This window comes from Sanguibacter biliveldensis, from assembly GCF_033798665.1.
Lineage (GTDB): Bacteria > Actinomycetota > Actinomycetes > Actinomycetales > Cellulomonadaceae > Sanguibacter > Sanguibacter inulinus.
The window spans coordinates 4,013,889-4,026,919 of the sequence record NZ_CP138359.1; the positions used below are offsets into that span (position 1 = coordinate 4,013,889).

Below are 13,031 nucleotides of genomic sequence, written 5' to 3' on the forward strand. Positions count from 1 at the left end.
GCGTCCGTCTGCCCCTGGTCGCTGACCTGCCCGATCGCGCCGCTCCCGATCCCCACGACACCTCCCTCCCCTTCACCCCCACCCCGGGGCACACTGGCGACGCGCACCTGCGTCCGCCTTGTGACGTGGCACACATGCCAGACCCGTCGTAGCGTGGGCTGATCACTCCGGGGGGAGAGTCGTCCCTCCGGACTCATCGCTGGAGACGACCATGGCTGCCACGGAACCCCGGGGCGCCACGCACGCACCGGGTGCTGGCGCCAGACGCTGGCTCGGTCGCGGCCTCACGAGCCTCGGGGCCCTGACCGTCGCCGGTGGTCTTGCCGTCGCCCTCTCCTCCTCAGCCCAGGCCGACGAGACGACTCCCTCTGCGGGCCCCGCCCAGGGCCTCCTCGTGCAGGGAGTCGTGGACCTCGGGGCCGGGGTCGGCGATCTCGGAGACGCGCTCGCCGGAGCCGTCGGAGGCATCACCGCACCGGTGACCGACGTGGTGACGGGAGTCGTGCAGGGTGTCGTGGCCCCGGCCGCGCCGGCTCCAGCGCCGCAGACCCCACCACCGCCGCCCCCTGCCGCCCCGGCACCGCCCGTCGCGGCACCTCCGGCAGCTCCGCCTCCTTCATCTCCACCTCCCTCAGCCCCACCCGCCGTCGAGCAGCCCGTCGCTCCGGTGGTCGACGCCGTGGTCACCACGGTGACGCAGGGCGTGGCTCCCGTGGTCGGCGCTGTCGTCGAGCCCGTCACGGACCTCGCGGCACCTGTCGTCGACACGACGGCTCCCGTCGTCGCCACAGTCGTGGACGCGGTGCTGACCAGCACCGATCCCGTCCTGGACACCGTCCTCACGCCCGTCGGCGAGGCTGTCTCGCCGGTGGTCGAGGACGTCGTCCTCCCCGTGCTGGACCCCGCGGTCGACGTGCTGGCACCCGTCTCCGGCGGCGTCGGCGCAGTGCTCCCGCCCGTCCTGGCCCCGCTCGTGCCTGTCGTCTCCCCTGTGGTCGGGGCAGTCCTGCCGCCTGTCCTCGGGGTGCTGACACCGGTGCTCGACGTGGTCGCGCCGGTCGCGGCGGTCCTGACCCCCGTGACCGACGTCCTGGTCCCCGTCGTCGACGCGCTGTCGCCCGTCGTGACCCCGGTCGTCGACCCGGTGATCGACGTCGTCGGCCCACTCCCGCCTGTCGTGCTTCCGCCGCCGCCTGGTAGCCCAGGGACCCCGCCTGGCTCGGGCACGGGCACGCCCCCAGCCGCCGACCCGGAGAGCTCTGACTCCTCCACGTCCACGACGGTCCCGTCGGCCGCCGCAGGTCCTGAAGACGCGGCTGACGCAGCAGGATCGTCGGCTACGCCTGCTCTCGGCACAGGGACGCTCTCCGAGCACCGCGTGAGCGGCTCTCCCTTCGTCGCCGACCCCGCCGTCAGCGTCGCGGGCTCCGACCCGACCGCGCTCCCCTCCCCCACCGCCGGCTCCTCCTCCGGGTCCGCATCAGCCCCCGCCGCACCCCGCCTCGGTGAGCCGATCCTCCCGACCCAGCCCGCGGCCCCCGCAGCCCCGTCGGCCCCCGGCTCGGCGTCCTCGACGTCACGGGCTCCCTGGGCGACCGACGCGATCCTCCCGACCGACCCGACCATGCCGCTGCTCGCGGCGTGGGTCCTCACCGCGGGCGACGTCGCCCCGTGGCAGGACGTCGCGCAGGACATCTCCGTAGCACCTGACTGAGCGGGCCCCGTCGACCCTCGTCGTCGACCACGCCCCGCAGCAGACCGACCGGTCTGCGCGCACGCTCTCACGTCAGGAACGAGCTCTCATGAACACGTACGTCAAGCGCGCTCTGCGCACCACGCTGCTCGCCAGCGGTCTGGTGCTCGCAGGCACAGCAGCAGCCCACGCAGCAGACACCGACGGCATCGGGAACGGGTCGGAGGTGGTCGCGCCGGTGACAGTCGACGTCGACCTCTCCGGGCTGTCTCTCGGACTCCTGGGCGATGCGTCCAGCACCGTCGTCCAGCCGGCACCTGCGGCGCCCCCGCAGGCACCGCCGGCCGAGACCGGCCCCGTGGCCGAGCTCCCCGTCCAGGCACCGGCCGAGGCGACCCCGGTCGCCGAGCCAGCCCCGGCACCGGCACCTGCACCGGAGACAGACGGCATCCTCAACGGGACGGACGTCGCCGCACCCATCGACGTGGACGTCGACCTCTCCGGCATCGCCATCGGCGGCATCGGAGACGCCGAGTCGACAGTCGTGACCCCGGCGCCCGCGCCGGCACCGGCACCGGCACCTGCACCTGCGGCTCCCGCCACCAGCGAGACCGACGGGGTCCTCGACGGAACCGACGTCGCCGCACCCATCGACGTAGACCTCGACCTCTCCGGCATCGCCATCGGCGGCATCGGAGACGCCGAGTCCACAGTCGTGACCCCGGCACCGGCACCAGCTCCCGCACCCGCACCCGCACCCGCACCTGAGGCTCCCGCCACCAGCGAGACCGACGGAATCCTCAACGGAACCGACGTCACCGCACCCATCGACGTCGACCTCGACCTCTCCGGACTCGCCCTCGGCGTGATCGGCGACGCCACCAGCACCACCACCGGCGGAACCACCACCGGCACCCCGGCAACGCCCACCACCCCCGCCACAGGCACCGCCGGACCCACCGACGGCATCCTCAACGGAACCGACGCCGTCGCACCCGTCGACGTCGACCTCGACCTCTCCGGACTCGCCCTCGGCGTGATCGGCGACGCCACCAGCACCACTACCGGCGGAACCACCACCGGCACCCCGGCAACACCCACCACCCCCACCACCCCCACCACAGGCAACGCCGGACCCACCGACGGCATCCTCAACGGAACCGACGCCGTCGCACCCATCGACGTCGACCTCGACCTCTCCGGACTCGCCCTCGGCGTGATCGGCGACGCCACCAGCACCACCACCACCGGCGGAAGCAGCACGACCACACCCACCACCCCGGGCGGCGTCTCGACCGGCGGTCTCCTCGACGGCGTGCTGAACGACCTCGGAGTCACAGCCCCGATCTCGCTCGGTGTCGACCTCTCGGGCGTCGCAGTGGGAGTGATCGGCGATGCTGAGAGCACCGTCGTCGTCCCGACGGTCCCGACGACCCCCGTGGACCCGACCGACCCCGTCGACCCCACTGACCCGGTCGACCCCACAGGTCCGATCGACCCGACCGATCCCGTCGACCCCACAGGCCCGATCGACCCGACCGACCCGACCGACCCTGTCACGCCCGTCGTCCCCGGGACGACGACCGACCCCGTCACCTCCGGTGGTGGCGCAGGTGGTCTGACGACCACCGCAGCGGGGGTCAGCACCACGACCACCGACGCGACGACGGCCGGCTCGGCCGACCGCGGGTCTGCCGGGACCTCGGCCAGCTCGACCCGGTGGATGGCGGAGTCCGCTCCGACCACCCAGCTGGCACACACCGGCACGCAGGCTCCCAGCCTGCTCGCCCTCGTGGCTCTGCTGATCGCCGGTGGCCTCGGCCTCCGTCGCGCAGCGCGCCGCACCGTCTGACCGTCCAGCTCGACTGCGCTGACCCGCACGTACCCCACGTACCCACGAGGTCCACGAGGTCCACGAGGTCCGCGCACCCTGAGGCTCGCCGCCTCAGGACGCACGACGCCGGAAGCCGGGATGGCTCGTCGCCATCCCGGCCTCCGGCGTGTCACGAGACCACGCCGCCTTGCAGTCACGCAGTCACGCAGCTGGGCAGCGCCCGCTCGACCTACAGGTCCGCCCTGCCCGCTAGCCCTGCCCGCTCGGCCTGCGCCCTCAACCCCAGACGAGCGCCTGCGCCGGCTCCTGCAGCACAGCGGCGACGTCGGACAGCAGCCTCGACGCGAGGGCCCCGTCGACGAGGCGGTGGTCGACGCTCAGCGCGAGCTGGGTGACGTAGCGCTTCTTGATCTTGCCCTTGTGCACCCACGGCTGCTCGCGGATCGCCCCGAAAGCGAGGATCGCGGCCTCGCCCGGGTTGAGGATCGGGGTGCCGGTGTCGATGCCGAACACCCCGACGTTGGTGATCGTGATGGTCCCGTCGGACATGTCGGACGGGCTGGTGCGTCCAGCCCGCGCTGTCGCGGTGAGGTCGGCGATCCCCTGCGCGAGCGACTTGAGCCCGAGCCTGTGCGCGTCCTTGATGTTCGGCACGATCAGCCCGCGCGGTGTCGACGCGGCGATCCCGAGGTTCACGTAGTGCTTGTAGACGATCTCCTGCGCGTCCTCGTCCCAGCTCGCGTTGATCTCCGGGTGCCGGTTGATCGCGATCAGCAGCGCCTTCGCGGTGATGAGCAACGGCGTGACGCGCACGTCGGTGAACTCGCGGTCCTTGCGGAGCCTGTCGAGCAGACGCATCGTCTTGGTGACGTCGAGGGTGTGGAACACGGTGACGTGCGGCGCCGTGAAAGCGCTCGTGACGACGGCCTCGGCCGTGCGCTTGCGGACGCTCTTGACCGGCACCCGGGTCTGGCGACCGTCGGAGGACACCTGCCCGGAGGCGAGCCACGGTGCGTCGTCGTCGACGTAGGTCGCGAGGGCGCGCGGCTGAGCCTGCGCGCTGTAGGCGAGGACGTCTTCCCGGGTGACGATGCCGCCGGGGCCCGTCGCGGTGACGCTCGACAGGTCGAGGCCGAGGTCCCGGGCGAGCTTGCGCACGGGCGGCTTCGCACGGACGGCGAGCGACCCGGGGCGCGGCGCGACCTGCGAGACCGACCCCACAGACTGCGCGGCGAAGGCCGGCGGCGCGACGGCAGGGCGCGCAGCTGCGGGCTGCGCAGGAGCAGCGGGCCGGGCAGGAGCAGGAGCGGGTGCGGGTGCAGACGGCGCAGCCTGCGAGGCAGACGAGGTCGCACCCTGCCCAGGCGCGCCGGCTCCAGCCGGCTCCGCAGCACGTCGAGCACGACGCGTCGTCCCACCCGTCGCGACGCCGTAGCCGACGAGCACAGCACCAGAACCTTCGCTCGCCTCAGCCGCAGCCGCGTCGGACGACCCAGGCCCGGTCTCAGCCCCAGCACCCTCAGCGCCAGCCTCGCCACCCGAGCCCGCGCTCGGCGCGGCCCCGTCGGGGTCGGTGTCCACGACGATGATCGGCACGCCGACCTCGACGACGGTCCCGACCTCGGCGAGGATCTCGGAGACCACGCCAGCGAAGGGCGAGGGGAGCTCGACGAGAGACTTGGCCGTCTCGATCTCCACGATCGTCTGGTTCACGGTGACACGGTCGCCGACAGCGACGTGCCACGCGACGATCTCCGCCTCGGTGAGGCCTTCGCCGGCGTCCGGCATGGTGAAGCGCTCAAAGGTGGGCATCTAGGTCCTCCGGCAGTACAGACGAGAAACGGCGGGCGTGCAGGTCGCGCGGGCGGCGCAGACAGGTGCAGACGGGTGCGGTCTGGAGCGGGGCGCGGGTGGGTGTCCCCACCCTCGCCTGCGCCTCAGAACGCGAGCGAGCGGTCGACGGCGTCGAGCACCCTGTCGAGGCTCGGCAGGTATTCGTGCTCGATCTTCGCGACGGGGTACGGCGTGTGGAACCCGCCCACCCGCAGCACCGGCGCCTCGAGGTCGTAGAAGCACCGCTCCGTGACTGTCGCGGCGATCTCGGCACCCGTCCCGAGGAAGGTGGGGGCCTCGTGCACGACCACGCAGCGGTGAGTCTTGCGCACCGACTCGACCACCGTATCGGTGTCGAGGGGCGAGATGGAGCGCAGGTCGACCACCTCGATGCTCGTGCCCTCCGACGCGGCGGCCTCGGCGACCTTGAGGGCCGTGGCGACGGTCGGCCCGTAGGCGACGAGGGTGAGGTCGGTGCCGGGACGTGCGACCACGGCGGTGTTGAGGGTCGCGAAGCCGTTGGCCTCGGCCACGGTGATCGGCTCGCGCACGGTGATGGACTCGCGCACGGGCTGCTCGTCGGCAGCGCTCTGCGCGTCAGTCGCGCCCTGATCCGCAGCGTCCGCGCCCTGCTGGTCAGCTGCGCCCTGCTGCTCCGCAGCGCGTCGCCCGTAGGGTCCGGCCGACAGGTCGACCGCACCCTTCTCCCAGTAGCGACCCTTGGGCTCGAAGAAGAGCACGGGGTCGGGGCTGGCGATCGCCTCCTGGATCATCGTGTAGGCGTCCTGGGGCGACCCGGGTGAGACCACGCGCAGCCCGGGGGTGTGCGCGAACAGCACCTCGGGGCTCTCCGAGTGGTGCTCGACCGCGCCGATGCCGCCGCCGTAGGGCACCCGGACGACGACGGGGACCGTGAGGCGCCCGCGCGACCTGTAGTGCATCTTGGCGAGCTGCGTCGTGATCTGGTCGAAGGCCGGGAAGATGAAGCCGTCGAACTGGATCTCGCAGACCGGCCTGTAGCCGCGCAGCGCGAGGCCGATCGCCGTGCCGAGGATCCCGGACTCGGCGAGCGGGGTGTCGACGACGCGGTCCGCGCCAAAAGAGGCCTGGAGCCCGTCGGTCACCCGGAAGACTCCGCCGAGCGGGCCGATGTCCTCACCCATGAGCAGGACCTTGTCGTCGCCGCCGAGGGCGGCGCGCAGACCGGCGTTGATCGCCTTGGCGAAGGGCAGCGTCTGGACGTCGGTGGGGATCGGCGCTGCAGCCTGGGTGCGGCCGGCGATGCTGCTGGTGCTGCTGGTGCTGGTCGGCGTGCTCATCGGTGGCCTCCCTGGTCCGTGAAGGACGACTCGTAGGACTCGAACCAGGCGCTCTCGCGCGAGACCACCTGGTGGTCCGTCGCGTAGACGTGGTCGAACATGGACGCGGCGGCGGGCTTGCCGAGCGCACGGACACTCGCGCGGATCCGCTCGCCGAGGGCCTCGCACTCGGCGTCGAGGGCCGCAGCGGCCTCGTCGTCCCAGGCGCCCTCGGAGACGAGGAGCGCGTGCAGGCGGGCGATCGGGTCGCGGTCGCGCCAGTAGTCCTCTTCGGCGCGGGTGCGGTAGCGGGTGGGGTCGTCGGAGGTGGTGTGAGCACCCATCCTGTAGGTGACGGCCTCGATGAAGGTCGGTCCGCCGCCGCTGCGGGCACGCTCGAGGGCCTCGGCGGTCACCGCGTAGCAGGCGAGGACGTCGTTGCCGTCGACGCGGACGCTCGGGACGCCGAAGCCGGCGCCGCGGCGGTACAGCGGGACGCGGGTCTGGGTCGAGGTCGGGACAGAGATGGCCCACTGGTTGTTCTGGCAGAACAGCACGACGGGGGCGTTGTTCACGGCTGCGAAGCCGAGGGCCTCGCTCACGTCGCCCTGCGAGGTGGCGCCGTCGCCGAAGTACGTGATGACGGCGGTGTCGCGCTCGGGGTCCCCGGTGCCGACGAGCCCGTCGCGCTGGACACCCATCGCGTAGCCGGTCGCGTGGAGGGAGTGCGAGCCGATGACGAGGGTGTAGAGGTGGAAGTTGTGGGCCTCGGAGTCCCAGCCGCCGTGGTCGACCCCACGGAACAGGCGGAGGATCTGTGCCATGTCGAGACCGCGGGTGTGCGCGACGCCGTGCTCACGGTACGACGGGAAGGCGACGTCCTGCGGCGCGAGGGCGCGGCCAGAGCCGATCTGCGCGGCCTCCTGGCCGAGGAGCGGCGCGAAGAGCGCGAGCTCGCCCTGGCGCTGGAGGGCTGTGGCCTCGGTGTCGAAACGGCGGACGAGGACCATGTCGCGGTAGAGACCGCGGAGCTCCTCGGGGCCGAGGTGGCTGGTACGGGCCCTGTAGGGCGCGTTGCGGTCGTCGGCCACGCGGCGGCCGTCGGGGGTGACGAGCTGGACGGGTGCGTCCTCGTCGGTCTGGGAAGCCTCTGTCGGCTGCATCAGGTCGGTCACGCCTTCTCCTCCACGGTCAGTGCACGGGCTGCGAGGCCTGCGCACGGAGTCGGACGACGTCGAGCCAGCCGGCATCGTCTCCCTACCTCTCAGTAGGCTACGCCAGCGTAACTTACGCAAGCGTAGGTTCGTCTCGTGCCGCCTGGACAACGCTCGGCAGCAGGTCTTGTCTGCTTCGGACACTACCGAGCCGGGCACCTCGGGCGGCAGCCGAAGGTCCCCCGGACCGAGGGTGGGGTCAGCCCGACCCTGCACCCCGCACTCATCTCCCCCCGCCCGCCGGCCCGCTCCGACAGGTGGGCTACCCCTACTCCCGAAGGGTGGGGCCACAGGCTGAGGATGCACCCCGCCCAGTCTCTACTCTTGGCCTCATGCCCAGCACAGCGCAGCACCCAGCATCGGAAGGCCCGCCCGGGTCGCACCCGGCGACGCCCCCGGAGGCAGCCACGGCACATCCCTGGGCGACAGCCACGGCGGACCCCTTGGCGTCAGCCTCAGAGGCAGCCGCGAGGCTCGACCTCGAGACGTCCCCCGAGACGAGCAGGCTCCAGGACCTGTCGACGGTCGCCCCGGCGCTCTCGGGCGGCACCGCCCTGCTGCGGGCCCCTGTCGACCCGGCGACGTGGCGCGCCGTCGCCCAGGCGAGCATCGGGTTCCCCTGGCTGCTCGTCACCGGCGTCCTCTCGACCGTGCTCGCGGCGCTCGGCGTCGGGCTGCTGCCCGTCGTCGGCCTCGGGGCGCTGGTCTTGCTCGTCGTCCTCCCCGCTGCCCGAGGCTTCGCGCGGGTCGAGCGTGGTCGGCTGCTCGCGCAGCTCGGCGTGCTGATCACCCCGGGCCCGGCGCGCACCCGTCCCCGGCTCAGGTCGTGGCGCGGCCTCGTCGCCGCGACGACCGACAGGGTCGCGTGGGGCGCCGTCGCGTACGCCGCCGTCGCCATGCTGCTGGTCGCGCTCGAGGTCGTCGTCGCGTGGAGCCTGGGCGCTGTGCTCGCGCTGCTGCTGTCCCCGGTCCTGTCGTGGGACGACGGCCCGAGCGTCTCGCAGGTCGCGCTCGTCGCAGCCGGAGTCGTCGGGCCGTGGGTCTGGGCTGTCGCGACGCAGGCGCTGGCACTCGTGCACGTGCGGCTGGCCCGCGCGCTCCTCGGGCTCTCGAGGGTGTCGGTCGAGGTGCGGCGCGCCGAGGCCGAGGCCGAGCAGGCCCGTGAGGTCGCGGCGCGCGCCGAGCAGCGCGCGGACCACCTCGCGACGACCCGGACCCGTGCCGTCGGTGCGGCGGACGACGACAGGCGGCGCATCGAGCGCGACCTGCACGACGGTGCGCAGCAGCGGCTCGTCGCCCTCGGCGTCGAGCTCGGGACCGCGAAGCGTGCTGCGGCGACCGACCCTGACGCGGCGGCGGCAGCCCTCGACCACGCGCACCGCGAGATCAAGGAGACGCTGGCCGAGCTGCGCGACCTCGTCCGGGGCATCCACCCGGCGGTCCTCACCGACCGTGGGCTCGACGCCGCGCTCTCCGCGATCGCCGCACGCCACCCCGTGCCGGTGACCGTCGAGGTCTCAGACCCGGCTGCGCTGTCGGCCGCGAGCCCGGGGGCGCAGGCGGCTGCGTACTTCGTCACGGCTGAGGCGCTCACCAACTCCGCCCGGCACTCCGGGGCGACCCGCGTCCACGTGGTCGCCGGGATCACGCGGGTCTCTGGGCACGGTGGTGATCCCGGTGCCATCGGCGCCACTGGTGCCACCCGTGCCACTGGTGCCACTGGTGCCACCCGTGCCGCAGACCCCACCGACGCCGCAGGCACCACCCGAGACGTCCTGCGTCTCGAGGTCGTCGACGACGGTCGCGGCGGCGCGACAGCCTCTCCGGGCGGCGGGCTCGACGGGCTGCGCAGCCGCGTCGAGGCCCTCGACGGCACGTTCAGGCTCGACAGCCCCGCGGGCCGCGGGACCCGCATCATGGTGGAGGTACCGTGCGCATCGTGATCACCGAGGACTCTGTCCTCCTGCTCGACGGCCTCACCCGTCTGCTCGTGGCCGAGGGGCACACCGTCACCGGCTACAGGTCGGCCGACGAGCTCGTCGCCGCCTTCGCGCACCTGGGTCCCCACGAGCTGCCCGACGTGCTGGTCACGGACGTGCGGATGCCCCCGACGCACACGGACGAGGGTCTGCGGGCCGCCGTGCACCTACGCAGCCTGCACCCGGGCCTCCCGGTCCTCGTGCTGTCGCAGTACGTCGAGCAGCGCTACGCGACCGAGCTCTTCGCCGGTGACGTCCGCGCGCTCGGCTACGTCCTCAAGGACCGGGTGGCCGACGTCGACGACTTCCTCGACGCTCTCGACAGGGTCTCCGGGGGTGGGACGGTGATCGACCCCGAGGTGGTGTCCCAGCTGCTCGCCCGGACCCGCGGCACAGGCGTCGACAGGCTCACGGCGCGCGAGCGCGAGGTCCTCGGTCTCATGGCCGAGGGGCGCTCGAACGGCGCGATCGCCGAGATGCTGGTCGTCGGGACCGCCGCCGTCGAGAAGCACGTCACCTCCATCCTGACCAAGCTCGACCTCGCGCCCGACGCCGACGACCACCGCCGGGTGCTCGCCGTGCTGCGCTGGCTCGAGCACGCACCTACCCGAGGAGACGGATCATGAGCGCACCCAGCGGACCGCGGAGCCGTCGCGGCCGGACACTCCTGTGGGTCGGCAGCGCGATCGCCGTCGTGGCGATCGCCCAGGGCGGCTACCAGGCCGCCGACTGGTTGTCGTCCTCGACGACGGTGTCGTCGCAGAGCCTGGACGCCGTCCCGACGGTCGAGCTCACAGCCGACGGCGACGTGACGGTCACCGTCGGCAGCTCGGACAGCATCGAGGTCGAGCGTCGTGCACGGACAGGGTTCCAGGACGTCAGCTACGAGGCCGTCGAGTCAGACGGCACGCTCGCGGTCGAGCACTCCTGCCCGCGGTGGTGGAGCAACGGCGTCTGCCAGGCCGACCTGGTCGTCCAGGTGCCTGCGGGCACGGAGGTCGTCGTCCGCACAGGCAGCGGTGCTGTCCGCGTCGAGGGCGTCGAGGGTGACCTGCACGTCGACAGCGGGGACGGGGACGTGCTCGTCGCCGGCGCTGGCGGGCGCGTCGAAGCCCAGACGAGCAGCGGCCGCGTCGAGGTGGACGGAGCAGGTACGGGGGTCGTCGCGCGCAGCGGGGACGGCGACGTGACGGTCCGCGACGCCGGAGGCACCGTGGAGGCCCGGACGAGCAGCGGCCGGGTGGTCGTCGACGGGGTCAGGGGCGACGCCACGGCCGAGTCGGGCGACGGGGACGTCGAGGCGCGCGAGGTGACGGGATCCGCGTCGGCGACCACGTCGTCGGGCGCTGTCCGCGTCGGCGGCGTCCGGGGTGACGTGGTCGCCACGTCGGGCGACGGCGAGGTGGTCGTCCGCGGCACCGGGACGGCCGTCGCCCTCGAGATCAGCACTGGCGACGGGCGGTCGACCGTCGACGCGCCGACCGACCCGTCGGCCTCACGGACCGTGACGATCCGCTCGAGCAGCGGCGACGTGTCGTACCTCGGCGCGGAGTAGGCGCGGGAGGCGCAGAGCCGGCACGAGCCGCACGCAGGGCCGCATCGGAGACCAGCTCGCGGCGGCCCTGCACCCTAGACCGACCTCGTCTGTCAGCCCTTGGGGGCCCAGGGGTTCTGCTTGCCGTCGCCGGGCTGGTCGGGCGTGCCGTACAGACCGTCGTTCTGCCCCTTCCACCCGGTGTCGGGCAGACCGTACTGCGGGCCCGGGGACGCGTAGCCCTGCTGACCGGGCGTGCTGTAGCCCTGGGACGCGTCGGGCGCGGGGTACTGGGTGCCGAAGGGCGAACCGCCCTGCGTGGGGTACCCGCCGGGCTGGATCGCGCCGGCGAAGCGCTGGGTGTCTGCGTAGTCGATCGGGTAGTCGGTGAAGCCGTAGACCGACGGGTCCGGGTAGGGGCTGCCGGTCTCGACCGCGAGCGCCGCACGCGTCCTGGCGAGCTCGCGCTCGATCGGCCACTCCTTGAGGGCGAACATGCAGATCATCACGATGTTGACCACGGGCACGAGCATGATGAAGATCCAGGGCCACGGGTAGCCGGCCTTCTTCACGATCCGCGAGTACACGTAGAACACGGCGAAGATGAGCCCGGCGTAGAGGACGACGAGGAGGACGACGAGCCCGACGCCGAGCGCTGCGGCGGCGCCGTCGGAGCTGCGGGCGAAGATCTCTGCCGTCTGCGTGTCCATGCGGTGTCCTCCTGAGGATCGTGCTGCCGGCTGCGGTCACCGCCCCTGGGGGACGGTGCGGCACACGTGGGTGTAGGAAGCGAGTGTAGGGGCTGAGCACCCTCCCGAGGGAGAGGGCCACTCACTCGTCGGAGGAGGAAAAAGGTCGCCGTCCGGCTGTCGGGCTGGGACGATGCAGCCGCTACCCGCACGAGCGAGCAGTCGCACGAGCGAGCAGTCGCACGAGCGAGCAGTTGCACGAGCGAGCAGTCGCACGAGCACAGCCCCGCGCCCATCCCCCGGACCCGGACCCAGACCACGACCACGAACGGAACCACCGTGACCTCCCACCTCCCCGCAGTCGACCCCGCTGCCCCCTCTGCCCCCACCCCCGCGGCCCCTGCAGACACCGCTGCCGCGGAGCGGATGTGGGCGGACTACTCCCGCGCCGTGCCGTCGGCCGTCAGCGTGTGCCCCGAGTACACGGTCGAGGGCTTCGGGGACTCTGCGACGCTGGCCGACGCCCTGCTCGGGCTGGTCCTCTCGGGTCGCAAGCGCGCGACGGCCGAGCTCACCGAAGAGTTCGCGGCGCGCGGCGACGACCTGCCTCGGGTCGGCTCGCACTGGATCGCCTGCGACGGCACCGGGGCGCCGCGCGCTGTCCTGCGCAGCACGGAGCTGCGCCTGGCGACCTTCGACCAGGTGGACGCAGCCTTCGCCTTCGACGAGGGCGAGGACGACAGGTCGCTCGAGTCGTGGCGGGTCGAGCACGAGAAGTACTGGGTCCGCGGGTGCGCCGCACGAGGTGCTGTGTGGTCACCCGAGCAGGAGATCGTGCTCGAGCGTTTCACGGTCGTGTGGCCGCCGGAGGTCGCGGAGGCAGCGCGCACGCGTCCGAGCTGAGGCACGGACACGCTCAATCCTGTTCACTTAAACAGCATTGCTCACGCCTCCAGC

General features: G+C 72.8%; 10 protein-coding genes. 6 read left to right on the forward strand and 4 right to left on the reverse strand.

What is annotated here, in order from left to right:
* The first annotated feature begins 211 nt into the window (after positions 1-211).
* Positions 212-1,714, forward strand: a complete 1,503-nt coding sequence (locus SANBI_RS17455) for a hypothetical protein (protein ID WP_319157320.1) — start codon at positions 212-214, stop codon at positions 1,712-1,714.
* Positions 1,715-1,802: 88 nt separating this feature from the next.
* A complete protein-coding gene (locus tag SANBI_RS17460; RefSeq protein WP_319157322.1) occupies positions 1,803-3,545 on the forward strand; it encodes a hypothetical protein in 1,743 nt (580 codons plus the stop codon).
* Between the two features lie 258 nt (positions 3,546-3,803).
* On the opposite strand, the gene SANBI_RS17465 is transcribed toward SANBI_RS17460, so the two are convergent.
* The 3 genes from SANBI_RS17465 to pdhA form a co-directional block, all read right to left on the reverse strand.
* The gene (locus SANBI_RS17465) at positions 3,804-5,339 is read right to left on the reverse strand and encodes a dihydrolipoamide acetyltransferase family protein (protein ID WP_319157324.1); all 1,536 of its coding nucleotides are present in this window, start codon (positions 5,337-5,339) and stop codon (positions 3,804-3,806) included.
* Between the two features lie 125 nt (positions 5,340-5,464).
* A complete protein-coding gene (locus SANBI_RS17470; protein ID WP_319157327.1) occupies positions 5,465-6,679 on the reverse strand; it encodes an alpha-ketoacid dehydrogenase subunit beta in 1,215 nt (404 codons plus the stop codon).
* Positions 6,676-7,821, reverse strand: a complete 1,146-nt coding sequence (pdhA, locus tag SANBI_RS17475) for a pyruvate dehydrogenase (acetyl-transferring) E1 component subunit alpha (RefSeq protein WP_179914555.1) — start codon at positions 7,819-7,821, stop codon at positions 6,676-6,678. Before pdhA ends, SANBI_RS17470 begins: the two co-directional genes overlap by 4 nt.
* Positions 7,822-8,204: 383 nt before the next feature.
* On the opposite strand from pdhA, the gene SANBI_RS17480 reads away from it, so the two are divergent.
* From SANBI_RS17480 to SANBI_RS17490, 3 genes are read left to right on the forward strand one after another with little or no spacing between them, the layout of a single operon-like run.
* Positions 8,205-9,815, forward strand: a complete 1,611-nt coding sequence (locus tag SANBI_RS17480) for a sensor histidine kinase (protein ID WP_319157328.1) — start codon at positions 8,205-8,207, stop codon at positions 9,813-9,815.
* Positions 9,803-10,477: a response regulator transcription factor gene (locus SANBI_RS17485; protein WP_319157330.1), complete on the forward strand. Its 675-nt coding sequence runs from the start codon at positions 9,803-9,805 to the stop codon at positions 10,475-10,477. Before SANBI_RS17480 ends, SANBI_RS17485 begins: the two co-directional genes overlap by 13 nt.
* Positions 10,474-11,406 carry a DUF4097 family beta strand repeat-containing protein gene (locus SANBI_RS17490; RefSeq protein WP_319157332.1) on the forward strand — a complete coding sequence of 311 codons (933 nt, stop codon included), beginning with the start codon at positions 10,474-10,476 and terminating at the stop codon, positions 11,404-11,406. The genes SANBI_RS17485 and SANBI_RS17490 overlap by 4 nt, the downstream gene beginning before the upstream one ends.
* A 92-nt stretch (positions 11,407-11,498) precedes the next feature.
* Here SANBI_RS17490 and SANBI_RS17495 read toward each other — a convergent pair whose 3' ends face one another.
* A complete protein-coding gene (locus SANBI_RS17495) occupies positions 11,499-12,095 on the reverse strand; it encodes a hypothetical protein (protein WP_319157334.1) in 597 nt (198 codons plus the stop codon).
* A 405-nt stretch (positions 12,096-12,500) separates the two neighbouring features.
* Here SANBI_RS17495 and SANBI_RS17500 point away from each other — a divergent pair, with 405 nt between their 5' ends.
* Positions 12,501-12,977, forward strand: coding sequence for an ASCH domain-containing protein (locus tag SANBI_RS17500; protein ID WP_319161356.1), 477 nt, complete (start codon positions 12,501-12,503; stop codon positions 12,975-12,977).
* Positions 12,978-13,031: the final 54 nt, after the last annotated feature.

Coding starts and splice junctions, on each gene's coding strand:
- SANBI_RS17455 (WP_319157320.1), top strand. CDS start 212: ATGGCTGCCACGGAACCCCGGGGCGCCACGCACGCACCGGGTGCTGGC.
- SANBI_RS17460 (WP_319157322.1), top strand. CDS start 1,803: ATGAACACGTACGTCAAGCGCGCTCTGCGCACCACGCTGCTCGCCAGC.
- SANBI_RS17465 (WP_319157324.1), bottom strand. CDS start 5,339: ATGCCCACCTTTGAGCGCTTCACCATGCCGGACGCCGGCGAAGGCCTC.
- SANBI_RS17470 (WP_319157327.1), bottom strand. CDS start 6,679: ATGAGCACGCCGACCAGCACCAGCAGCACCAGCAGCATCGCCGGCCGC.
- pdhA (WP_179914555.1), bottom strand. CDS start 7,821: ATGCAGCCGACAGAGGCTTCCCAGACCGACGAGGACGCACCCGTCCAG.
- SANBI_RS17480 (WP_319157328.1), top strand. CDS start 8,205: ATGCCCAGCACAGCGCAGCACCCAGCATCGGAAGGCCCGCCCGGGTCG.
- SANBI_RS17490 (WP_319157332.1), top strand. CDS start 10,474: ATGAGCGCACCCAGCGGACCGCGGAGCCGTCGCGGCCGGACACTCCTG.
- SANBI_RS17495 (WP_319157334.1), bottom strand. CDS start 12,095: ATGGACACGCAGACGGCAGAGATCTTCGCCCGCAGCTCCGACGGCGCC.
- SANBI_RS17500 (WP_319161356.1), top strand. CDS start 12,501: ATGTGGGCGGACTACTCCCGCGCCGTGCCGTCGGCCGTCAGCGTGTGC.